Annotated in this window: 19 protein-coding genes and 7 tRNA genes; 6 read left to right on the plus strand and 20 right to left on the minus strand. The window is 48.3% G+C overall.

What is annotated here, in order from left to right; all coding sequences use genetic code 11:
- Window positions 1-43 precede the first annotated feature (43 nt).
- The 14 genes from rpoC to KRX19_01070 form a co-directional block, all read right to left on the minus strand.
- The gene (gene rpoC / locus KRX19_01005) at window positions 44-4,252 is read right to left on the minus strand and encodes a DNA-directed RNA polymerase subunit beta' (GenBank protein MBV7433594.1); all 4,209 of its coding nucleotides are present in this window, start codon (window positions 4,250-4,252) and stop codon (window positions 44-46) included.
- 21 nt (window positions 4,253-4,273) lie between these two features.
- Window positions 4,274-8,347, minus strand: coding sequence for a DNA-directed RNA polymerase subunit beta (gene rpoB / locus KRX19_01010; GenBank protein MBV7433595.1), 4,074 nt, complete (start codon window positions 8,345-8,347; stop codon window positions 4,274-4,276).
- A 244-nt stretch (window positions 8,348-8,591) separates the two neighbouring features.
- Window positions 8,592-8,969: a 50S ribosomal protein L7/L12 gene (rplL, locus tag KRX19_01015; protein MBV7433596.1), complete on the minus strand. Its 378-nt coding sequence runs from the start codon at window positions 8,967-8,969 to the stop codon at window positions 8,592-8,594.
- A 52-nt stretch (window positions 8,970-9,021) separates the two neighbouring features.
- On the minus strand, window positions 9,022-9,558 hold the full coding sequence (gene rplJ / locus KRX19_01020; GenBank protein ID MBV7433597.1) for a 50S ribosomal protein L10: 537 nt from the start codon (window positions 9,556-9,558) through the stop codon (window positions 9,022-9,024).
- Between the two features lie 230 nt (window positions 9,559-9,788).
- On the minus strand, window positions 9,789-10,481 hold the full coding sequence (gene rplA / locus KRX19_01025) for a 50S ribosomal protein L1 (GenBank protein ID MBV7433598.1): 693 nt from the start codon (window positions 10,479-10,481) through the stop codon (window positions 9,789-9,791).
- A gap of 4 nt (window positions 10,482-10,485) precedes the next feature.
- Window positions 10,486-10,914 carry a 50S ribosomal protein L11 gene (gene rplK / locus KRX19_01030; GenBank protein ID MBV7433599.1) on the minus strand — a complete coding sequence of 143 codons (429 nt, stop codon included), beginning with the start codon at window positions 10,912-10,914 and terminating at the stop codon, window positions 10,486-10,488.
- A gap of 91 nt (window positions 10,915-11,005) precedes the next feature.
- Window positions 11,006-11,542 carry a transcription termination/antitermination protein NusG gene (gene nusG, locus KRX19_01035; protein ID MBV7433600.1) on the minus strand — a complete coding sequence of 179 codons (537 nt, stop codon included), beginning with the start codon at window positions 11,540-11,542 and terminating at the stop codon, window positions 11,006-11,008.
- The gene (secE, locus tag KRX19_01040) at window positions 11,542-11,916 is read right to left on the minus strand and encodes a preprotein translocase subunit SecE (protein ID MBV7433601.1); all 375 of its coding nucleotides are present in this window, start codon (window positions 11,914-11,916) and stop codon (window positions 11,542-11,544) included. The genes nusG and secE overlap by 1 nt, the downstream gene beginning before the upstream one ends.
- Window positions 11,917-11,931: 15 nt before the next feature.
- Window positions 11,932-12,007, minus strand: a tRNA-Trp gene (locus KRX19_01045).
- A 98-nt stretch (window positions 12,008-12,105) separates the two neighbouring features.
- Complete coding sequence (gene tuf / locus KRX19_01050; protein ID MBV7433602.1) at window positions 12,106-13,296, minus strand: elongation factor Tu; 1,191 nt, start codon at window positions 13,294-13,296, stop codon at window positions 12,106-12,108.
- 48 nt (window positions 13,297-13,344) lie between these two features.
- Window positions 13,345-13,420: transfer RNA gene (locus tag KRX19_01055), tRNA-Thr, on the minus strand.
- A gap of 12 nt (window positions 13,421-13,432) precedes the next feature.
- Window positions 13,433-13,506, minus strand: a tRNA-Gly gene (locus KRX19_01060).
- 18 nt (window positions 13,507-13,524) lie between these two features.
- Window positions 13,525-13,609: transfer RNA gene (locus tag KRX19_01065), tRNA-Tyr, on the minus strand.
- A gap of 284 nt (window positions 13,610-13,893) precedes the next feature.
- On the minus strand, window positions 13,894-14,700 hold the full coding sequence (locus KRX19_01070; protein MBV7433603.1) for a symmetrical bis(5'-nucleosyl)-tetraphosphatase: 807 nt from the start codon (window positions 14,698-14,700) through the stop codon (window positions 13,894-13,896).
- A gap of 143 nt (window positions 14,701-14,843) precedes the next feature.
- Between KRX19_01070 and KRX19_01075 the strand changes: the two genes are divergently transcribed.
- The 5 genes from KRX19_01075 (at window position 14,844) to KRX19_01095 (ending at window position 18,827) form a co-directional block, all read left to right on the plus strand.
- A complete protein-coding gene (locus tag KRX19_01075; protein MBV7433604.1) occupies window positions 14,844-16,109 on the plus strand; it encodes a 3-deoxy-D-manno-octulosonic acid transferase in 1,266 nt (421 codons plus the stop codon).
- Between the two features lie 66 nt (window positions 16,110-16,175).
- Window positions 16,176-16,592, plus strand: coding sequence for a rhodanese-like domain-containing protein (locus tag KRX19_01080; GenBank protein MBV7433605.1), 417 nt, complete (start codon window positions 16,176-16,178; stop codon window positions 16,590-16,592).
- A 28-nt stretch (window positions 16,593-16,620) separates the two neighbouring features.
- Window positions 16,621-16,878, plus strand: a complete 258-nt coding sequence (gene grxC, locus KRX19_01085) for a glutaredoxin 3 (protein ID MBV7433606.1) — start codon at window positions 16,621-16,623, stop codon at window positions 16,876-16,878.
- 2 nt (window positions 16,879-16,880) lie between these two features.
- Window positions 16,881-18,122, plus strand: coding sequence for a lipoprotein-releasing ABC transporter permease subunit (locus KRX19_01090; protein MBV7433607.1), 1,242 nt, complete (start codon window positions 16,881-16,883; stop codon window positions 18,120-18,122).
- A gap of 3 nt (window positions 18,123-18,125) precedes the next feature.
- Window positions 18,126-18,827, plus strand: coding sequence for an ABC transporter ATP-binding protein (locus KRX19_01095; GenBank protein ID MBV7433608.1), 702 nt, complete (start codon window positions 18,126-18,128; stop codon window positions 18,825-18,827).
- Here the strand turns inward: KRX19_01095 and KRX19_01100 are convergent.
- From KRX19_01100 to KRX19_01125, 6 genes are all read right to left on the minus strand, one after another.
- Window positions 18,814-19,332, minus strand: coding sequence for a DUF2062 domain-containing protein (locus KRX19_01100; protein ID MBV7433609.1), 519 nt, complete (start codon window positions 19,330-19,332; stop codon window positions 18,814-18,816). The genes KRX19_01095 and KRX19_01100 overlap by 14 nt on opposite strands.
- Window positions 19,332-20,198: a hypothetical protein gene (locus KRX19_01105; protein ID MBV7433610.1), complete on the minus strand. Its 867-nt coding sequence runs from the start codon at window positions 20,196-20,198 to the stop codon at window positions 19,332-19,334. Before KRX19_01105 ends, KRX19_01100 begins: the two co-directional genes overlap by 1 nt.
- Before the next feature lie 81 nt (window positions 20,199-20,279).
- Window positions 20,280-20,356: transfer RNA gene (locus KRX19_01110), tRNA-His, on the minus strand.
- Window positions 20,357-20,374: 18 nt separating this feature from the next.
- A tRNA-Arg gene (locus tag KRX19_01115) sits at window positions 20,375-20,451 on the minus strand.
- 19 nt (window positions 20,452-20,470) lie between these two features.
- Window positions 20,471-20,547: transfer RNA gene (locus tag KRX19_01120), tRNA-Pro, on the minus strand.
- A 188-nt stretch (window positions 20,548-20,735) separates the two neighbouring features.
- A complete protein-coding gene (locus KRX19_01125) occupies window positions 20,736-21,161 on the minus strand; it encodes an excinuclease ABC subunit A (GenBank protein ID MBV7433611.1) in 426 nt (141 codons plus the stop codon).
- A 50-nt stretch (window positions 21,162-21,211) separates the two neighbouring features.
- On the opposite strand from KRX19_01125, the gene KRX19_01130 reads away from it, so the two are divergent.
- Window positions 21,212-21,874 carry a 4'-phosphopantetheinyl transferase superfamily protein gene (locus tag KRX19_01130; GenBank protein MBV7433612.1) on the plus strand — a complete coding sequence of 221 codons (663 nt, stop codon included), beginning with the start codon at window positions 21,212-21,214 and terminating at the stop codon, window positions 21,872-21,874.
- The last annotated feature ends 24 nt before the right edge of the window (window positions 21,875-21,898 follow it).

The following is a 21,898-nucleotide window of genomic DNA, read 5'->3' on the forward strand; positions in this document are numbered from 1 at the left end:
TTGCGCCAAAGGTGAGGCATAGTACGTTTTAACCAAGCTATTGTCAAGCTTCGCCTTCTTCCTGCGACTCAACACCAACCGCTGCTTGTTCAGCTGAATCATCAGCTTCATCAGCGGTATCCGCAAGTGCAAAAAGTCCGTGCTCAGCAGAACGCATGTTTCGGCGCTCCTGGTGGTAGGCCAAACCAGTGCCTGACGGGACCAGTCGGCCGACAATAACGTTTTCCTTGAGACCGTGCAGATCATCAAAGCTGCCGTGAACGGCTGCTTCCGTGAGTACACGCGTGGTCTCCTGGAACGAAGCCGCAGATATAAATGAATCTGTGGCCAACGACGCTTTAGTGATACCCATCAATACAGGCTCATAACGCACTGGCAATTTGCCTTCAGCATTGAGCTTGTCATTGATTTCGAGCACACGGTTCACGTCGATTTGCTCACCAGCGATCAAATTCGATTCACCGGCATCAATTACGTTCACCTTACGCAGCATTTGACGCACGATCACTTCGATGTGTTTATCGTTGATCTTAACGCCCTGCAAACGGTAAACGTTTTGGATTTCGTTAACGATATGGTTAGTCAACTCATGCACACCGCGCAAACGCAGGATGTCATGTGGTGTTGGCTCACCATCAGCAAGCAATTCACCTTTCTTGACTTGCTCACCTTCAAATACGTTCAGACGACGCCACTTAGGAATCAGAACCTCAAATGACTCGCCATCTTCTGCGGTGATAACCAGGCGTTGCTTACCCTTGGTTTCTTTACCGAAGGAAACAGTACCTGTCATTTCAGCCAGGATAGCTGGTTCTTTAGGCTTACGTGCTTCAAAGAGATCGGCAACTCGCGGCAAACCACCTGTGATATCGCCCGTCTTACCAGACTCTTGCGGCATACGCGCCAATACGTCACCGATCTGTACTTCTGCACCATCGCTGAGGTTAATCAATGCACCGGCTGGCAAGAAGTAGTTAACCGGAATATCAGACCCGGCTTGAGTGATCGGATTACCCGACTCATCAAGCAGCTGAATCAACGGACGCTTATCTTTCGCAGCACTTGAGCGCTGAGCATTGTCCATGACGGTCTGAATGGTCAGGCCAGTTTCAGGGTCAGTTGAACTCTGAATCGTTACACCATCTTCAAAGTCGTAGAACGCTGCCTTACCAGCAACTTCCGCGATGATTGGATGAGTGTGAGGATCCCAAGTAGCGAGTGTCTGGCCTTGCTTGACTTCTTCACCATCTGCAACGTTAAGCATTGCACCATAAGCAAGCTTATAGCGTTCACGCTCGTGACCGTTTTTATCGATCACAGACAGTTCACCTGAGCGTGATACTGCGACCAACTTGCCATCTTTGTTAGTGACCGTCTTAATGTTTGACAAACGTACTGTACCGTTAGTCTTAACTTCGATACTGCCGATTGATGCAGAGCTCTGCGCAGCACCACCGATGTGGAACGTACGCATGGTCAACTGAGTACCCGGCTCACCGATCGACTGTGCTGCAATAACGCCGACAGATTCACCGACATTGACTTTATGCCCACGTGCCAAATCACGACCATAACACTGTGCACACACGCCTTGACGTGCTTCACAAGTAATCACCGAGCGAACCATGACACGGTCAACACCTGCTTTTTCAAGTGTTGCGATTTCGTGCTCGCCCAAAAGCGTACCTGCCTCAAGTGCCACTTCGCCGGTACTGAATTCAATAACCGGCTCAGAGAGTACTCGACCCAACACGCGATCAGACAGCTTTTCAACCACGTCACCGCCGTCTACAACAGCCTGAACCTCAATACCACGGGATGTACCGCAATCAAGTTCATTGATCACGACATCTTGCGCGACGTCGACCAAACGACGGGTCAGATAACCTGAGTTTGCCGTTTTCAGTGCGGTATCAGCAAGACCTTTACGTGCACCGTGGGTCGAAATAAAGTACTGAAGTACGTTCAGACCTTCACGGAAGTTTGCCGTGATTGGTGTTTCGATGATCGAGCCGTCCGGCTTAGCCATCAGACCACGCATACCAGCTAACTGACGAATCTGCGCAGCAGAACCACGAGCGCCTGAATCGGCCATCATAAACACCGAGTTAAATGAAGGCTGCTCGATGGTTTCGCCATCTTTGTTCTGCACTTCGATTTTACCCAGCTTGTTCATCATCGCCTTGGCGACTTTATCGTTGGTACGCGACCAGATATCGATCACTTTGTTGTACTTCTCACCTTGGGTTAACAAGCCTGAGCTGTACTGATGCTCAATTTCTTTGATCTCATCTTCCGAAGCTTGCAAAATGCCCGCTTTTTCATCAGGCACAACCATATCGGTGACACCGATTGACGTACCAGAACGCGTTGCATAACGGAAGCCGGTATACATCAATTGGTCGGCAAGAATAACGGTTTCTTTCAGACCAACCTGACGATAGCAAGCATTGATCAAGCCAGAGATCGCTTTTTTCACCATCGGCTTGTCGATCAGTTCAAATGGCAGGCCCTTAGGCAGAATCTGCGACAGCAATGCGCGGCCAACTGTTGTTTCTACACGCTTGACGTAAGGCTCTTCTTGATCAAAGAACTCCAAACGCACCTGAATTTTTGCTTGAAGATCAACTTTACCAGTTTGATACGCACGCTCAACTTCAGCGATATCAGCGAAACGCATCCCTTCGCCTTTCGCATTGATACGCTCACGCGTCATGTAATAAAGGCCGAGTACAACGTCCTGTGAAGGGACAATAATTGGTTCGCCGTTGGCTGGTGACAAGATGTTATTCGAGCTCATCATCAGCGCACGCGCTTCAAGCTGTGCTTCGAGTGACAACGGTACGTGTACCGCCATTTGGTCACCATCGAAGTCAGCGTTAAACGCCGCACAGACCAATGGATGCAACTGAATGGCTTTACCTTCGATCAGGATTGGCTCAAATGCCTGGATACCAAGACGGTGCAATGTTGGTGCACGGTTCAGCAACACCGGATGCTCGCGAATGACGAATTCCAATGCATCCCAGACTTCCGGCTCATCCCGCTCAACCATCAGCTTGGCTGCTTTAATGGTTGGTGCATGCTCATTCAAAATCAATTGCTGGAAAATAAACGGCTTGAACAGTTCCAATGCCATACGCTTAGGCAAACCACACTGATGCAGGCGCAGGGTAGGACCAACCACGATGACCGAACGACCTGAATAGTCAACACGCTTACCGAGCAAGTTCTGACGGAAACGACCTTGCTTACCTTTGATCATGTCAGCAAGAGACTTAAGCGGACGCTTGTTCGAACCAGTAACGGTACGGCCACGACGACCGTTATCAAGCAGTGAATCCACAGCTTCTTGGAGCATACGCTTTTCGTTGCGCACGATAATATCCGGCGCAAACAACTCAAGCAGACGCTTCAAGCGGTTGTTACGGTTAATGACGCGACGATAAAGATCGTTGAGGTCAGAGGTTGCAAAACGGCCTGAATCCAATGGAACCAATGGGCGCAGATCCGGTGGCAATACTGGCAATACTTCCAGGATCAACCACTCAGGCTTGTTACCTGAGGCAAGCAGCGCTTCCATCAGCTTAAGGCGCTTAACAATACGCTTGCTCTTGGTTTCTGAGTTAGTCTCAGCAAGTGCTTCGCGCAGGTCTGCAATCTCGGTTTCGAGTTCCATGTTTTTCAGGATGTACTGAATAGCTTCAGCACCCATCATCGCCTTGAATTCATGGCCGTACTCTTCGAGCGCCTGCACGTAAGTTTCTTCGGTCAGCAGCTGGTTCTTTTCCAGCGGCGTCATACCCGGATCGAGCACGATGAATGATTCAAAATACAGTACGCGCTCAATTTCACGCAAGGTCAAATCAAGCAACAAACCGATACGTGATGGCAGCGACTTCAAGAACCAAATGTGCGCAACTGGTGTCGCGAGGTCGATATGACCCATACGCTCGCGGCGTACACTGGATTTAGTGACTTCAACACCACACTTCTCACACACCACACCGCGGTGCTTCAAGCGCTTGTACTTACCGCACAAGCACTCGTAGTCTTTCATTGGGCCAAAGATTTTGGCACAGAACAAACCATCACGCTCAGGCTTGAACGTACGGTAGTTGATGGTTTCGGGCTTTTTGACTTCACCAAAAGACCACGAACGGATCATATCCGGCGAGGCGAGACCGATGCGGATACGATCGAAATCATCGACACCGTCTTGGGGTTTGAAAAAATTAACCAGGTCTTTCATCATGATTTCTTCTCCGTCGGATTATTCCTGTTCGAGCTCAATGTTGATGCCGAGTGCTTTAATTTCCTTGGTCAGGACGTTAAACGACTCAGGCATACCCGGCTCGATTTGCAGGTTGCCATCAACAATATTTTTGTACATCTTGGTACGCCCTTCGACGTCATCAGACTTGACCGTCAGCATTTCTTGCAAGGTGTAAGCTGCGCCGTATGCCTCGAGCGCCCACACTTCCATTTCCCCGAAGCGCTGACCACCGAACTGAGCACGACCACCAAGCGGCTGCTGAGTAACAAGGCTGTATGGCCCAGTTGAACGTGCGTGCATCTTGTCGTCAACCAAGTGGTTGAGCTTGAGCATGTACATATAACCAACGGTTACATCACGCTCAAATGCATCACCTGTACGGCCATCATAGAGGCGGGTTTGACCCGTCTTAGGCAAGCCTGCGAGTTCGAGCATACGCTGAACTTCTGATTCGTGTGCACCGTCAAAGACTGGAGTCGCCATTGGTACACCGGCACGCAGGTTTTCACACAGTACGCCAAACTCTTTGTCGTCAAGCGTATCAAGCGCTTCGCGCTGACCGTCGTGGTTATACACATTACTCAAGTAATCACGCAGTTTCTGGCTATCGGCTTGCTGGTCAAGCATATGGCCGATCTGCTGACCGATACCACGTGCTGCCCAACCAAGGTGCGTTTCAAGTACCTGACCGATGTTCATTCGCGAAGGTACACCGAGTGGGTTCAATACGATATCAACTGGCGTGCCGTCTTCCATATAAGGCATGTCTTCGACCGGAACAATCATCGACACAACACCCTTGTTACCGTGGCGCCCTGCCATCTTGTCACCCGGCTGCAAGCGGCGCTTAACAGCGAGGTAGACCTTGACCATCTTCAATACGCCAGGGGCAAGATCGTCGCCTTGCGCGAATTTGACTTTCTTCTCTTCGTAGTAGTCTTGCAATTCTTTGCGCTTGTCGACCAGCAACTGGTGCATACCGTCAAGTTGTTCGTTGACGTCATTATCCTGAACACGGATATCGAACCACTTGTCCGAGGTCATCTCATCAAGCAATGCTTGATCAACTGTGTCGCCAGACTTGCGCTTTGGCGCTTTCTTGACAGTTTGGCCGAGCAGCAGGCGCGCAGCACGATCTTCAATATCTTGCTGGAATACACGCAGCTGATCTTTGACGTCTTGTGCAATGGATTCAATTTCCATGTCCTCAATGTCTTGTGCACGCTGATCTTTTTCAACACCATCACGGGTATAGACGCGCACATCGACAACGGTACCGTCCATACCAGTTGATACGCGCAGCGAAGTATCTTTTACGTCTGATGCTTTCTCACCAAAGATGGCACGCAGCAATTTCTCTTCTGGAGACTGTGAACGCTCACCTTTTGGTGTGACTTTACCAACCAGGATGTCGCCCGCGCGAACTTCCGCACCAATATGCACGATACCGGTACCATCAAGTTTCGCCAATGCGCTTTCCTTGACGTTAGGGATATCTGCAGAAATTTCTTCTGGACCAAGCTTGGTGTCACGCGCAACACAGGTCAGTTCTTCAATGTGGATGGTTGTGAAACGGTCTTCTTGGACAACCCGCTCAGAAATGAGGATGGAATCCTCAAAGTTATAACCATTCCACGGCATGAACGCGACGAGCATGTTTTGACCCAATGCCAGTTCACCAAGATCAGTTGAAGGACCATCAGCGAGTACGTCACCACGCGCAACCACATCACCTGGATTAACCAATGGTTTTTGGTTGATACAGGTGTTTTGGTTCGAACGGGTGTACTTGGTCAGGTTGTAAATATCAACACCCAAACCACCAGCTTGAACTTCGTCATCGTTAACCTTAACCACGATACGCGATGAATCGACTGAATCAATCACACCGCCACGATCTGCGCGAACCAGAACCCCAGAGTCACTGGCAACGGTACGCTCCATACCAGTACCGACCAACGGTTTATCTGCACGCAAGGTTGGCACTGCCTGACGTTGCATGTTCGAACCCATCAATGCACGGTTCGCATCATCGTGCTCAAGGAACGGGATCAAAGACGCTGCGACAGAAACGATCTGCTTAGGCGAGACGTCCATGTATTGGATACGGTCAGGTGTTGAAAGCGCAAATTCGTTTTCAGCACGGGTTGAAATCAGCTCATCGACAAATTCACCTTTTTCATTCAGGTGTGCGTTTGCCTGTGCAATAACGTACTTAGATTCATCAATAGCTGACAAATACTCAATCTGATCGGTTACTTTGCCGTCGACAACCTTACGATAAGGGGTTTCGAGGAAACCGTACTCATTGGTCTTGGCATAAACTGCCAAAGAGTTGATCAAACCGATGTTTGGTCCTTCCGGTGTCTCGATTGGGCACAAGCGACCGTAGTGAGTTGGGTGAACGTCTCGAACTTCAAAACCAGCACGCTCACGGGTCAAGCCGCCCGGGCCAAGTGCAGAAATACGACGCTTGTGCGTGACTTCTGACAATGGGTTGTTCTGATCCATGAACTGCGAGAGCTGTGATGAACCAAAGAATTCTTTAATTGCTGCGGCTACCGGCTTGGCGTTGACCAAATCTTTCGGCGTCCAGCCCTCAGTCTCAGCTTGGGTCAAGCGCTCTTTGACGCTACGCTCAAGGCGTACCAAACCAATACGGAAGGCATTTTCAGCCATTTCGCCAACGCAACGGATACGGCGGTTACCGAGGTGGTCAATATCATCGACAGAGCCATCACCATCTTTGATGGCAATCAACGTTTTGATGACCTTGACGATGTCTTCTTTTGACAGCGTACCGCTGCCCTCTTCACTTGGAATACCCAAGCGACGGTTGAACTTCATGCGTCCAACACGGGACAAATCATAACGTTCTTCATTGAAGAATAGGTTGTCGAACAACAAGTCAGCTGCATCTTTAGTAGGTGGCTCACCTGGGCGCATCATGCGATAGATTTCAGCACGTGCGGTCAATTCACTGTCTGATTCATCACTGCGCAGGGTGTCAGCGATATATGCACCACGATCAAGTTCGTTGACGTAAAGCGTCTCGAATGATGTAACGCCAAGCTCGATCATGCGAACAATCAACTCTTCGGTCAATTCGCTGTTCGCCGCAAGGATCAATTCACCAGTGTCTTTATCAATCAGGTCCTTAGCAAGAATTTTGCCAATCAGGAAAGATTCAGGCACGGTCTGCTTGGTTACTTTTGCTTCTTCAAGCTTTTTCACGTGACGCGAAGTAATACGCTTACCCGCTTCAACCAAGACTTCTTTGTCAGCAACAATATCAAAAGCTGCAATTTCACCGCGGAAATGCGATGGCTCAAATACCATTTCAATTTTACCGCTCTTGCCAATCTTGAATGTTTGCGTATCAAAGAACAGATCGAGAATTTCTTCGCTGTTGTAACCAAGCGCACGCAACAAAACTGTAACAGGCAACTTACGACGGCGGTCAATACGGCAATGGACCAAATCTTTGGCATCAAATTCGATATCCAGCCATGAACCACGGTAAGGAATGACACGTGCATTGAACAACAGCTTGCCTGAGCTGTGGCTGCTGCCCTTGTCATGATCGAAAAAGACGCCTGGTGAACGGTGCAGCTGAGACACGATAACTCGTTCAGTACCGTTAATCACAAAGGTACCGTTATCAGTCATCAGCGGGATTTCACCCATATATACTGAATCAGATTCGATAACTTGCTTGAGCTTTTTCTTGGCTGAGTTCTTATCGTAAATAGCCAAACGCATACGCGCACGCAAAGGAGCTGCAAACGTCACGCCGCGAAGCTGGCATTCACGTGCATCAAATTCAGGTTTACCTAAATCATAGCCAACGTATTGCAACTCAACCATGCCATTGTGGCTAACAATCGGAAATATGGAAGAAAATGCTTCCTGTAAGCCCACTGGTTCGCGGGTCTCAGCGGTTTTATTCTGCTGGAGGAATGCGTGATAAGAGTCCAGCTGCATGGAAAGCAGATAAGGAGTTTCCAAGACAGTTGGACGCTTGCTGAAATTCTTGCGAATACGTTTTTTATCGGTAAACGAATAGGTCATAGTGACAGTAACCTCGAGCGTCAGATTAGCGCTTGCGCGCAGGATAGCTAAATGGACGGTGGTGTAATATCCATGCCGATAAACACGGCAACATATCAATGGGCATAAATATTACAAAGACGCGAAAAGGGCGCCCCGTATATCGTTGTCTTGCCAATTCAAAGAATGGAAAGACACGAAACAACGGGGAACCCGTAGTCGCACTAGCAGTTAACTGCTAGCTGCGAATTCAAATGACCAAAGATCACTTGAGTTCGGCTTTTGCACCTGCTTCTTCGAGCTGTGCTTTCATCTTGTCGGCTTCTTCCTTCTCAACGCCTTCTTTCAGGGTTGAAGGAGCGCCGTCAACTGCTGCTTTGGCTTCCTTCAAGCCAAGGCCAGTGATCGCACGAACTGCTTTGATAACAGCTACTTTGTTTGCGCCAGCGTCAGTCAGCACGAGGTCAAACTCAGTTTGCTCAGCAGCTGCAGCACCAGCATCAGCGCCACCTGCAGGAGCAGCAGCAACAGCTGCAGCAGCAGTAACGCCGAATTTTTCTTCCATTGCCGAAATCAGGTCGACAACTTCCATCACAGTCATTTCAGAAATGGCATTTAAGATGTCTTCTTTTGCAATAGCCATGTCAATCTCCATAAAAATTAATTAGTAAACGGTTAAAAATACCAGACAGCGATTAAGCTGCCTCTTTGCTTTGACGAACCGCATCAACTGTACGAACCAGTTTACCTGGAACTTCGTTGAGGGTACGCGCGAACTTGTCAAGCGGCGCACGCATGCAAGACATAAGCAACGCAATTGCTTCGTCCTTGGTCGGCAGTTTGGCCAGACGATCTAGCTCACTACCTGGCATAACTTCACCAGAGACGCTCAAGAACTTGACAATACCTTTGTCAATCTTGTCGTTCTCTTTAAAGAAGTCACGCCACAAACGTGCAGCTGAACCTGGATCTTCTTGCGAAAATGCCAGAACCAACGGGCCTACGAGCTGGTCGGCAACATTGTCGAACTCAGTCTCAGCCAATGCACGCTTGGCCAGGGTATTTTTAACCACACGCAGATATACACCGCCTTCACGAGCACGAGCATGCAGGTCGGTCATCTGTGCCACGGTCAAACCGTGGTATTCAGTGGCAACCAAAGCATACGCGCTAGAAGCCACTTGATTGACTTCTTCAACGACGGCTTTTTTGCTGGTCAAATTTTGTCCCATTCCACACTCCTTAAGTGAGATCGGGTTACCCTAATCTACTACCATGAGGTAGTAGCCCTTGGTATAGCCATGTTTCAGATAACTGAAGCTGACCTACCATCTATGCAGGAAATTAAGCGTCATCCTAAGAATTAGCACCTGCAGTCTTTGACGATAGCTGCGGCTGCAGCCATCCAAAGATCATTTGCACCGGCTATCCCATGGGACATCCGGTGACTTAAATTCTTCTATTATGCGAGCTCTGAAACATCAATCGCGATACCCGGACCCATAGTAGATGACAGGAACGCTTTCTTCAGATAGATGCCTTTTGCAGCAGCTGGACGCAGTTTGTTGATTTCAGCAACCAAAGCTTTGAGGTTTTCTTCAAGCTTGGCTTCTTCGAAGTCAACTTTTCCTATGATAGAGTGAACTACGCCACCTTTATCAGCACGGAAACGAACCTGACCCGCTTTAGCATTATTCACTGCAGTGGCGATATCAGCAGTGACAGTACCAACTTTAGGGTTAGGCATTAAGCCACGAGGACCAAGGATCTGACCCAACTGACCAACAACACGCATAGCTGCTGGCTCTGCAATAACTACATCAAAGTCGCTACGGCCACCCTTGATTTCTTCTGCAAGGTCATCCATGCCAACAACATCTGCACCGGCTGCTTTTGCTGCTTCAGCATTATCGCCTTGAGCAAATACTGCAACACGGACAGTCTTACCAGTACCATTTGGCAGTACAGCTGCACCGCGAACGACCTGGTCTGATTTGCGTGGATCAATACCTAGGTTGATACTGACATCTACTGACTCTACAAATTTAACTGAAGAAACTTCTTTCAGTAACTGCAGCGCTTCTGAGATGCTGTAAACTTTGCCTGCTTCAATTTTTTCACGATAGGCTTTAACGCGCTTACTGAGTTTTGCCATGCTATTAACCCTCTACCTTGATGCCCATTGAACGTGCAGTACCAGAAATAGTCGCGACACCTGCTTCTATATCAGCAGCTGTCATGTCTGGCTTTTTCAGCTCAACAATTTCTTCGATCTGAGCACGGGTAACCGTACCAACTTTCTCAGTGTTTGGACGACCACTACCAGACTTGATGCCCGCTGCTTTTTTGAGCAGGAATGATGCTGGTGGGGTTTTGGTGATGAACGTAAAGCTACGGTCACTGAACACAGTAATGACAACAGGAATTGGCATACCTGCTTCCATTTTTTGTGTTTCTGCGTTAAACGCCTTACAAAATTCCATGATATTGACACCGTGCTGACCCAGTGCAGGACCTACTGGAGGACTTGGGTTAGCTTTGCCAGCTGGAATTTGCAGCTTGATATAGCCAGTAATTTTCTTAGCCATTTTTTGCTCCTATGTGGGTAATCTCGCCTTTCGGCTCCCCGTTAAAATACCATCACCGGCTTTAATTCTAAGAACCAAGCCAGAGACTCGATTAAATATCTTTTTCTACCTGATGAAACTCAAGATCAACAGGTGTTGGTCGACCAAAGATCAATACACTGACCTTCAAACGACTCTTTTCATAATGCACTTCTTCAACTGTACCAATGAACTCAGCAAACGGACCTTCTGTAATACGGACCTCTTCACCAACTTCAAACAGAGTTTTCGGACGAGGCTTCTCGACACCTTCTTCAATCCGACGCATAATCGCATCAACTTCATGCTGAGCAATTGGTGCAGGTTTTTCAGCAGTACCGCCAACAAAACCTGAAACTTTTGGAATACTGCGCACAACGTGCCAGGTTGTTTCGTTCATTTCCATTTCAACCAAAACATAACCCGGGAAAAATTTGCGCTGAGAACTGCGCTTCTTGCCATCTTTCATTTCGACGACTTCTTCCGAAGGCACCAAAATATCCCCAAAATAGTCTTGCAGCTCATCGCGCTCAATACGTTCAATCAAAGCACGCTTCACTTGGTGCTCAAATTGCGAATACGCCTGCAATACATACCATGCTTTAGCCATTACATAATCCCGCGAATGATGAGTGCCAACAGCCAGTCAATAATGCTGAGAAATATTGCAAAGACTGCAACAATAGCAAGCACCATCAAAGTCGTCTTAACCGCTTCATCTTTGCTCGGCCAATGCACTTTGCGTAATTCCACGCGTGCGCCTTTAAACAAAGAAACAAACTTCTCGCGATACCCAGTAAGCGATAGCGAACCGATAGAGAGCAGCAAGGCTACAATGACCACACCGAAGCGGACATACCAAGCTGATCCTGCGAGGAAGATAGAATCAATCAGATAGAAGCCACCCAAAAAGAAAATCACAGCCAGTGCCGTGAATACTCCATCTAGTGGTTTTTTCTTGACTTGTACAGGTGTTTGCTGCATGGGACTCTCTAAAAATGGCAGGCGAGGAGGGACTCGAACCCCCAACCGACGGTTTTGGAAACCGCAACTCTGCCAATTGAGCTACTCGCCTGTGAAACCGTGCCTAAACTAATCTAGGCAATGAGGGCGGCAGATTATACCACCACCCTATTAGATTGCAACCTGAAGAATCAGATTTTTTGTATTTAATTACTCAATGATGCTGGCAACAACGCCGGCACCAACTGTACGGCCACCTTCACGGATCGCGAAACGCAGACCTTCGTCCATCGCGATTGGGTGAATCAGCTCAACAACTAACTTGACGTTGTCGCCAGGCATAACCATTTCAACACCTTCTGGAAGGATACATTCGCCAGTTACGTCCGTAGTACGGAAGTAGAACTGTGGACGGTAGCCTTTGAAGAATGGAGTGTGACGACCGCCTTCATCTTTAGACAGTACGTATACTTCTGCTTCAAACTTGGTGTGTGGTGTGATTGAACCAGGCTTGGCCAATACTTGACCACGCTCTACGTCTTCACGCTTGGTACCACGCAGCAATACACCGACGTTGTCACCAGCTTGACCTTGGTCGAGCAGCTTGCGGAACATTTCAACACCAGTACAGGTAGTCTTGGTGGTTGGACGGATACCGACGATTTCGATTTCTTCACCAACTTTAACAACACCACGCTCAATACGACCAGTTACTACAGTACCACGGCCAGAGATTGAAAATACGTCTTCGATTGGCATCAGGAATGGGCGGTCAATGTCACGCTCAGGCTCTGGAATGTAAGAATCCAGTGCTTCTACGAGCTTGATGATTGATGGTACGCCGATGTCTGATTCGTCGCCTTCAAGTGCTTTCAGTGCAGAACCAGTGATGATTGGTGTGTCGTCACCTGGGAAGTCATATTCTGACAGCAGGTCACGTACTTCCATTTCTACCAGCTCGAGCAGTTCTTCGTCGTCAACCATGTCTGCTTTGTTCAGGTATACAACGATGTTAGGTACACCAACCTGACGAGACAGAAGGATGTGCTCACGAGTCTGTGGCATTGGGCCATCAGCTGCTGAACATACGAGGATCGCGCCGTCCATCTGTGCAGCACCGGTGATCATGTTCTTAACATAGTCAGCGTGTCCCGGGCAGTCTACGTGTGCGTAGTGACGGTTTTCTGATTCGTATTCTACGTGGGCAGTTGAGATGGTGATACCACGTGCACGCTCTTCTGGTGCGCCGTCAATCTGATCATACGCTGAGAACGAACCACCAAAACGATCTGCGCCAACCTTAGTCAGGGCCGCAGTCAGTGTAGTTTTACCATGGTCAACGTGACCAATTGTGCCCACGTTTACGTGTGGCTTGTTACGGGTAAATTTTTCCTTAGACATCGTCTCCACCCAATCGTGAATTAATAAAGTTAGTATTGAAATAAAAGCTGGAGCCCATAACCGGATTTGAACCGGTGACCTCTTCCTTACCAAGGAAGTGCTCTACCTACTGAGCTATATGGACTGGATCAAAATTTGGAGCGGGTGATGGGAATCGAACCCACACCATCAGCTTGGAAGGCTGAGGTTCTACCATTGAACTACACCCGCAAGTGTTCAATTATCAAATGGTGGAGGGGGTAGGATTCGAACCTACGAAGGCTGAGCCGGCAGATTTACAGTCTGCTCCCGTTGACCGCTTGGGTACCCCTCCGTTTGAGAGGCGGCATATTACCAGCCACAGAAACTTTGTCAAACTTTTTTGACTCAAAAAAAGCAGCCTTTAACTTTTACCACACCGATTCTTGAGACAACGATTTGAAAGAAAAAATAAATATATCGGATACAACCCCAAGAAATTTATTTTCACTTAACGGTTATTTTTAGCAAAGTGCATCAACCAAGTAGTATGCTTCAACTTAATCAAGCGCCCACAAACTGCAACAAGTAGCGTTACTCACTTTAACGGTAGGCTACAAGTTACGAGCGCAACACTGATTAACTGACCGAAACCTGTGCAGCAACCGCCCAACGCTCTAAATCGAATGCCACCAAAGAACCACCCCATGCAGCACCGGCATCAATACAGGCAAATTGCTTACCGACCCGTAAACCGAGGCTCGCCCAGTGACCGAACACCAACTTATAAGGCAAATTACTTGCTACATCGTACCAAGGAGTTAATACTGCTGGCGCATCCTCTGGTGGCATTTTTGCCGTCAATTCCAAGCACTGCTTCCGGTCAAGATAACGCATCCTGCAGAAGGCATTTACTGCAAAACGTGCTCTATCTATCTTCTTGCCTTTTAGTGCTTCTTCATAGCAACGTGGTTCATCATCGTAAACTTTGCGCAGAAAGCGACGACAATCACTACCGCGCAACTCGCTACAAATCTGCTCATTTGCAGCAACCGCATCTGCAACGGTCCAGCGCGGATACCATCCTGCGTGTACCATCACCACTCCGAGTTGCTCATCTAGCTGCATCATCGGCGTATTGCGCAAGTATTCGATCAATTCCTCACCATCACTTGCAGTCAGTATTGCTTGAGTACTTTTCTTGATTTTGATGTCTTTAAATGCCTGTGCTTGTACCAGCATCGAGAAGTCGTGATTACCCAACACGACTTTTGCTCGCGCCCCCAAATCACGCACTAAACGCAACACACCCAAAGAGTCAGGCCCGCGATTAACCAAATCTCCGACGAACCATAGCTGATCATCATTTCCGTACTTAACAGCATCGAGTAAGCGACAAAGTGCATCGTATTGCCCATGAACATCGCCAATTGCATAAACAGCCATAGTCCTCCTCTCTCTTTATCGTCATTCCTAACGATTATTCGTTACACAATTCCTACAAACAACATGCACCGTATAGACCCATAGCATGTTGCGAATGCGTATAATGCTTAATGTCGTCACATCATAACAAAGTCCATTCACCCATGCGCAAGCTCTATACCCTGCTCATATATTTAATTCTGCCTTTCGCAACATTACGCCTACTATGGAAATCACGACAAAATCCGGCCTACCGGAAACGCATCGGCGAACGCTTTGCCTTTACACTACCGCAAGGTCAACGTGCCCCACTACTGGTCCATACTGTATCTGTCGGTGAGTTTCTCAGCATCAAACCGTTGCTTGAAGCGTTACTCGATAGCGATCCCAATCTACATTTGTGGATCACGACCATGACACCGACCGGATCCGATCAGGTTATTGCATTCCAAGGGATGCACTCTACGCGTATAACACACAGCTATATGCCATACGACACTCCCGCGATCATCCGTCGCTTCCTTCGCCATGTCCGCCCACAAGCTACTATTTTGATGGAAACAGAACTATGGCCCAACCTGATCACTTCGGCCTCCAAGTACGGCACGGTAATGCTGATCAATGCGCGACTGTCAGCCCGTTCACTCAGAGGCTATGCTCGCTTCGCAAAGCCCTTCCTAAAAGAGGCGCTTACCCATTTATACGCAAACGCACAAACTGAAGATGACGCTCGACGCCTACGTCACCTCGGCATTCCTGCTGACCAAATCAGCGTAACGCCAAGCATCAAATACCAACAAACCACACGCGCAACTGATTATCTCATCAAGTTAAAAACACACCCAAAACGGGAAACAATGTGGCTCGCAGCCAGTACGCATAACGATGAGGAATCACACATTCTGGCCGCACATCGGCAAATCACCACAACCCAACCAGACCATTATCTGATTATTGCACCACGCCACCCGGAGCGCCGTGAACAAATCTCAGACCTCATCCAACATTTTGGCTTTACCCCTCGCCTGCGCAGTAATGAAGAATGGTTCCGCAACGCGAATGATGTTGTATTACTAGACACTCTTGGAGAACTGGCAGACTTCTATCATTTAGCCAATACCGCATTTATTGGCGGAAGCCTGATTGAGCATGGCGGGCATAACCCTCTTGAAGCAGTACATGCAGGATGCAGCGTTTGCTTTGGGCCATCCATGTACAATTTCACAGAAATAAGCGCCACGCTTCTCAAGGAGCCTTTTGCCAAGCAGGTCAGCAATACCCAGTCGCTACCAAGCACCATCCAAAACCTGATGGCGACGCACTCAGCGCTGCAGGAATCTATAGCTGCATTTAACCACCATCATCAAAGCATCATTGATGCGCACTACGACTTCATAAAAACACACATACAGCGCCCTAAGACAAAGTAACCACAGATTTCAATGCTTGGTATATAATCCGCGCTGTTTTTTGCAATAAACCGGAATACAATCAATATGTCTTTTGCTCAATTTTTTCAGGAAAACCTGCTGCTATTTATTCTGCTTGCGATCGTCATCGCAGCCATCATCGTATACGAATTGCGCAATCGCGGAGCGGCTGGCAAAGGTGCCACCCCTTCGCAAGCTGCACAAATGGTCAATCGTGGCGGCAAAATGATCGACGTGCGCTCTGCAGCTGATTATAAAAAAGGGCACATTGCAGGCGCGCAGAATATCCCAGCCGACCAATTCGAACAAAAGATTACCAAGAGTAAGCTAAAGCCTGACCAAGCTGTGATTCTAGTCGATAACAATGGTCTCGGCGCAAAAACTCAAGCGAAATGGCTACGCGAGCAAGGCTATAACGATGTTTATATCCTCAGCGGCGGCCTGATGACGTGGCAAGAAGAAAATCTGCCACTGGTCAAGTAATCTCTTTTCACCATCAACGGAGCCAAGTATGAAAGCCGTGACCATGTATATGAAACCCACCTGCCCTTACTGCCAACAAGCACATTTCTTACTCGAAGAAAAAGGCGTGGTATATAAGTCAATCAACTTACTGCAACATCCAGAAAAGCGCGATGAGATGATTGAACGCAGTGGCGGACGCACAACAGTGCCGCAAATTTTTATTGGCGACACCCACGTCGGTGGCTTTGACGACCTCGACGCACTTAATGAGCGTGGTGAACTAGACGCTCTGTTGGCTGATTAAGCATGGCTTTCTTGCCCGCTAAAATCGGCCTGCGCTATACCTACGCGCGCAGGGGAAGCTCGTTTATCGGCCTCAATGCAATCCTTGCCATCGTCGGCATCACCATAGGCATAGCTGCGCTGATAGTCGTTTTATCTGTCATGAATGGCGTCGTTACCCAAGTGCGGGACAAAATGCTATCCATGACGGCACACGCATCTATACGCCCAACATTCAGTGCAACTATCCCAGCAGATTTTGCTCCTGAAAATTATTTGAAAGACGGGCATATCATTGCTTATGCACCAATCGTTCAAGGTCAGGCCCTCATTGGAGATGGACAGTCATTCAAAGGGGTTTTATTGCAAGGTGTTGACCCAGCGGAACAAAGCAAAGTATCAGAGGCCTTCGAAATGGTCCCAGCTGAAGTTCGCGACCAGCTCACATCAGGCAGCTTTAACGTATTACTGGGTGATGATCTAGTTACCAACATTGGCGCCCAAATTGGCGACAAAATCACCATCATCGTCCCCAAAGTGACCGCCTCAGCAGCTGGATTGCTGCCACGTCTCAAGCGCTTCACACTTGTCGGTACATTCCACAGTGGGCATTCCCAGTTTGACAGCCAAGTCGCGCTAGTAAACCTCGAAGACGCAGCCAAATTACTACAAATACCACCACAACCCACCAGCTACGTCATTATGCTTGATGATCCACTGGACGCACCATTGGTACGTGATCAGCTGCAAAACCTGCTACCTCAAGATGTCTATGCCAGTGATTGGAGCCGTGACCAGGCAACCTATTTCTCGACCGTACAAACCGAGAAAAATGCCATGTTCATCATCCTTTGCCTCATCATCCTTGTCGCTGCTTTTGGCCTGCTGTCTTCGATGTATATGGTAGTCAATGAAAAGCGCCGCGACATCGCCATCTTGCGCACCATGGGCATGACACGCAATAAAATCCGTAATATATTCCTCACTCAAGGCATGATTTTTGGCGGCATTGGTACTGCTCTTGGGGTCGGGCTAGGCGTATTTATTTCGCTCAACATCCCAGCCATTATGGGATTCTTGCAGCGCCGCACCGGCTATGAACTGCCCAAAGAAATGTATTTAGTCGATCAGCTTAGCGCCAAAATTGACCCACAAGTAGTTATTGGCGTCAGCCTCGTGGCACTTCTATTGACTCTGCTCTTTTCCGTCATTCCGGCGTATATTGCGGCACGCACAGAACCCGCTCGCGCACTGTCGCAGGAGTAAACCATGCCTGAACAATCCACAAACAATCACGAACCAATCCTGAGTGCTAACAATCTGCATTTTACCTACACTCAGGAAAACGAGAATCTGGTCATTCTCAACGGACTGAGCCTCAATGTCGCTCGCGGCGAAAGTATCGCCGTGGTCGGCGCATCAGGCTCAGGAAAAAGCACCTTGTTGCACATCCTTGCCGGACTTGATTTACCACAAAGTGGCGAAGTCAAAGTATGTGGCGAGAACATTACTGGTGCTTCGGATCGCCAGCGTACCAAGCTCCGCAACCGTATGATGGGCTTTGTCTATCAATTCCATCATTTATTACCAGAATTCAGTGCGCGCGAAAACGTAGCCATGCCACTACTCATACGCGGTGATGCAAAAAGCAAAGCGCTCGCAGAGGCTGATCGCCTGCTAGAGCGCGTCGGCCTTGCATCACGCGGCAAACACCGCCCTGGGGAAATGTCTGGTGGTGAACGCCAGCGCACAGCAATCGCACGCGCTTTGGTTAACAAACCCAGCTGCCTGCTTGCCGATGAGCCAACGGGAAATCTTGACCAAGATAGCGCCACGGCCGCCTTTGCCTTAATGCAAGAAATTATCCATGAACAACAAGGCGCACTTATCATAGTCACGCACGATATGAGCCTTGCAGAGCGCATGGACCGCTGCTATAACCTCAGTAAAGGCAAACTTATCGCGCCCTGAGCCGGCGCAAACGACGGTGGCGCATCAATGAACCGCGCCACCAACCAATCACCGCAAAATAGACAATTGGCGCAACAATTGTTCCGACCAATAATGACCCCGAAAAGAGTGGCAGCAAAATGCTACCACCCAACGAGTGCAAAGCATCACTACTGAAAATACCGTGATCAAAATTCATGGGCTCAGAACCCAGCATCCACGCACCAATTCGGTAATTCATATAAAAGATTGGCGGCATCGTCAACGGATTACTCCAAAAAGTTGCCAACATTGCCGCTGGTAAATTGACCCGTAAAACGATCGCAGCCGTAGCCGCTAACCACATCTGAATAGGTACAGGCAAAGCCCCACAGAAAGCCCCAGCAGCCATACCCAGCGCAATACTGCGCCGATTCACTCGCCATATACCAGCCCCACCAAAGAATCTCGCCAGCGGCTTCAACATACGGCGCTTATTGATTGATTCATAACTCGGCAAAACGCGTTTAAAAAAGAATTTTGGCATTAATGCATCACTCCCTGTTGATACAGACCACCCAAATGTCTCGCCAAATCCACCGGCCAACTCCGGGCCGCACTAAGAATATCTGGCCTTACCACTCCTTCCAGCTCAGTTGCTGACAGCACTACTAATGGTAACTGAATTTTCCCATCCAGCAATAAAGGATCATAGCCAAAAGCCACTCCATTTCGACTGATCGCCCAATTTTCACTGTATTTATAAGGCAAAGCCGCCATAGTAATCTGTGCATCTCCCCACTGCATTCGCCCATATTGCACCAACCAAGCCAATAATGCTGACTCTTGCAACTTGGCCAATGCCTCGCCCTGTCCTGATACCAAAATATCTGCAAGATCCAAAGGGCGCTGAGCATTACCTTCCAGTACCGTAAACTGCCTCAGCAGCCGCTCATCACTATCCGACTCATGTTGACGAACTTGTTCGGCCAATACACTAAAGCCATTATGCTGACCCAATATCTGCCATGAAAAAGCAAAACTACTGCTACCCGATACTTGCTGCTCTAAACGTGCTACTTGTGCGCTTAAAAAGCCATCTACGGCCTGAGGCAACGTATTAGCAACCGAGGCTTGCCCACTCAATCTGTAAATCAGTACACCACGGATATAGGCATCTATGCCACTTGTCGTAACAGGATAAGAAATATCGAGGGAAACGCAACGCTCCAGGCTATTGGGCTGAGCCGCCCCTGATGGCAAGTGAATACACTGCCGCCGTGAAAATGTGTAGTCGCTGGTTACAGAAGCATTGGGGATGGGCGTTTGATCGTCAATGGGTGCCGCAAAAACCACACCTGACAAAGCCATAAAAAAAGGAAAAATTAGCGCTCGCAACACATGAACGTCCATATTATCCCCACGCAAAAAAATAAACCATAGCGCAGAAACAAAAAAAACGCCATAAGGCGCACTATAAGAATATATAACAAATGGGGTGGATGATGGGAATTGAACCCACGACCTCCGGAATCACAATCCGGCGCTCTAACCAACTGAGCTACACCCACCATTGATGCGATGCCGCTTGGCGCACCCGACAGGACTCGAACCTGTAACCTACGGCTTAGAAGGCCGTTGCTCTATCCAGTTGAGCTACGGGCACTTTGGATAAAGCAAAAAAATGGTCGGAGTAGCAGGATTCGAACCTGCGACCCCTTGGTCCCAAACCAAGTGCGCTACCAGACTGCGCTATACTCCGACGCCTAAGCGAGGCGCGTATAATAATCATCCTGACACATCTCGTCAAGCAAAAATGTAAAAAAATATGATTTTTTTACCGCCAAAAATGGATATATACGCGACCTCTTTGATATTAAGGAAATTAATATCCACTTCGAACTTTCAAAATTTATTTATCCTGATGCCAAAGTGGATACGCAAATAAAATTAACGAGCCAAATCACCTTTCAGTGCAACACCAGTCATCAGGTTGCCAGAATGACACTCGAACTCACTCGTACTCTTATATGGTACTTTCTTATAGTAAGAAATCAGGTTAACCACTTTATTAGCGCCTTCTTTACGCGCACGTTCTTGGAACTGCTTGACTGCAGAAAGGAATGCCCACTGACATGCTTCCAAATCACTCTTGCCAACTGCATTGGTTTTTTTATTGCTTACCAATCCTTTATGGGTTACATGACCACCACCACGGGCAAATCTGACCTGAATCGATGGATCAAGAACTTCTTTTGCTTGCGGAGAGTTCAGTGCATCAGCGATGGAAAAAGTATGGCGAGTGTCTGAAGATTTACAGCCAGTAGCAAATAAAGCTACACCACAAGCCATTGCAATCAGATAAGAGGCTTTCATAATCCCTTCCTTCTATTTAAATCATGGGCTTTAAAGATTACCATTGATATATGATTAATATCCACCTTATTTTTATTCCAGCAGAAGCTGAAATACACTACACAGCGCAAATGCTAGATGTAACCGATCAGCAAAGAATCACTACTTCGCCCGTCCTGGCCTCACGCACAAGCTGGCGTACTGCCCGGCTGGGGAAATTCTGGTGTCAGCAACATTTTCCACAACGACCACTGTGCTTGAGCCACAAGAATGGTGCATCGTTACTAGCCATTGGGGGCAAAGAAAAGCCCGGCGTTGATCTTGAATGGATTCGGAATCGTGATGTTGACGGGTTGATGACACATATCGGCTCACAAAGCGAACGCGAAATGCTTACACACTCACCCTACCCTATTTTGGATTTTTATCGCCTTTGGACGCTTAAAGAATCATTGATCAAGGCGGAAGACCTCGATTTCCCCTCAGACATGAAGCGCGTTGGCATGGCGCGGGCTGAAACTGGCAAATTACAGCTCCGCAGTACCAGACAGCGCCACTATCTGTGGCTCAATGCACGACTGGGAGATAATTGGCTATTTGCCGCACTGTGGCCAGATATCGCACATTTACCGGTAACACTGAGCCTACATCAGCCGTACGACTCGTCCTTGACGATACACGACCTACAAACCAACGCCTCCAACCTCACCTTGCATAGCAACGTTGAATCATAGCTACTCGGCAAAAAGCGCAGTAAA

Source organism: Cardiobacteriaceae bacterium TAE3-ERU3, from assembly GCA_019218315.1.
Classification (GTDB): domain Bacteria; phylum Pseudomonadota; class Gammaproteobacteria; order Cardiobacteriales; family Cardiobacteriaceae; genus JAHUUI01.

Excerpts from the sequence above, each read along its gene's own strand:
- rpoC (MBV7433594.1), bottom strand. The coding sequence starts at position 4,252 with ATGAAAGACCTGGTTAATTTTTTCAAACCCCAAGACGGTGTCGATGAT.
- rpoB (MBV7433595.1), bottom strand. The coding sequence starts at position 8,347 with ATGACCTATTCGTTTACCGATAAAAAACGTATTCGCAAGAATTTCAGC.
- rplL (MBV7433596.1), bottom strand. The coding sequence starts at position 8,969 with ATGGCTATTGCAAAAGAAGACATCTTAAATGCCATTTCTGAAATGACT.
- rplJ (MBV7433597.1), bottom strand. The coding sequence starts at position 9,558 with ATGGGACAAAATTTGACCAGCAAAAAAGCCGTCGTTGAAGAAGTCAAT.
- rplA (MBV7433598.1), bottom strand. The coding sequence starts at position 10,481 with ATGGCAAAACTCAGTAAGCGCGTTAAAGCCTATCGTGAAAAAATTGAA.
- rplK (MBV7433599.1), bottom strand. The coding sequence starts at position 10,914 with ATGGCTAAGAAAATTACTGGCTATATCAAGCTGCAAATTCCAGCTGGC.
- nusG (MBV7433600.1), bottom strand. The coding sequence starts at position 11,542 with ATGGCTAAAGCATGGTATGTATTGCAGGCGTATTCGCAATTTGAGCAC.
- secE (MBV7433601.1), bottom strand. The coding sequence starts at position 11,916 with ATGCAGCAAACACCTGTACAAGTCAAGAAAAAACCACTAGATGGAGTA.
- tuf (MBV7433602.1), bottom strand. The coding sequence starts at position 13,296 with ATGTCTAAGGAAAAATTTACCCGTAACAAGCCACACGTAAACGTGGGC.
- KRX19_01070 (MBV7433603.1), bottom strand. The coding sequence starts at position 14,700 with ATGGCTGTTTATGCAATTGGCGATGTTCATGGGCAATACGATGCACTT.
- KRX19_01075 (MBV7433604.1), top strand. The coding sequence starts at position 14,844 with ATGCGCAAGCTCTATACCCTGCTCATATATTTAATTCTGCCTTTCGCA.
- KRX19_01080 (MBV7433605.1), top strand. The coding sequence starts at position 16,176 with ATGTCTTTTGCTCAATTTTTTCAGGAAAACCTGCTGCTATTTATTCTG.
- grxC (MBV7433606.1), top strand. The coding sequence starts at position 16,621 with ATGAAAGCCGTGACCATGTATATGAAACCCACCTGCCCTTACTGCCAA.
- KRX19_01090 (MBV7433607.1), top strand. The coding sequence starts at position 16,881 with ATGGCTTTCTTGCCCGCTAAAATCGGCCTGCGCTATACCTACGCGCGC.
- KRX19_01095 (MBV7433608.1), top strand. The coding sequence starts at position 18,126 with ATGCCTGAACAATCCACAAACAATCACGAACCAATCCTGAGTGCTAAC.
- KRX19_01100 (MBV7433609.1), bottom strand. The coding sequence starts at position 19,332 with ATGCCAAAATTCTTTTTTAAACGCGTTTTGCCGAGTTATGAATCAATC.
- KRX19_01105 (MBV7433610.1), bottom strand. The coding sequence starts at position 20,198 with ATGGACGTTCATGTGTTGCGAGCGCTAATTTTTCCTTTTTTTATGGCT.
- KRX19_01125 (MBV7433611.1), bottom strand. The coding sequence starts at position 21,161 with ATGAAAGCCTCTTATCTGATTGCAATGGCTTGTGGTGTAGCTTTATTT.
- KRX19_01130 (MBV7433612.1), top strand. The coding sequence starts at position 21,212 with ATGATTAATATCCACCTTATTTTTATTCCAGCAGAAGCTGAAATACAC.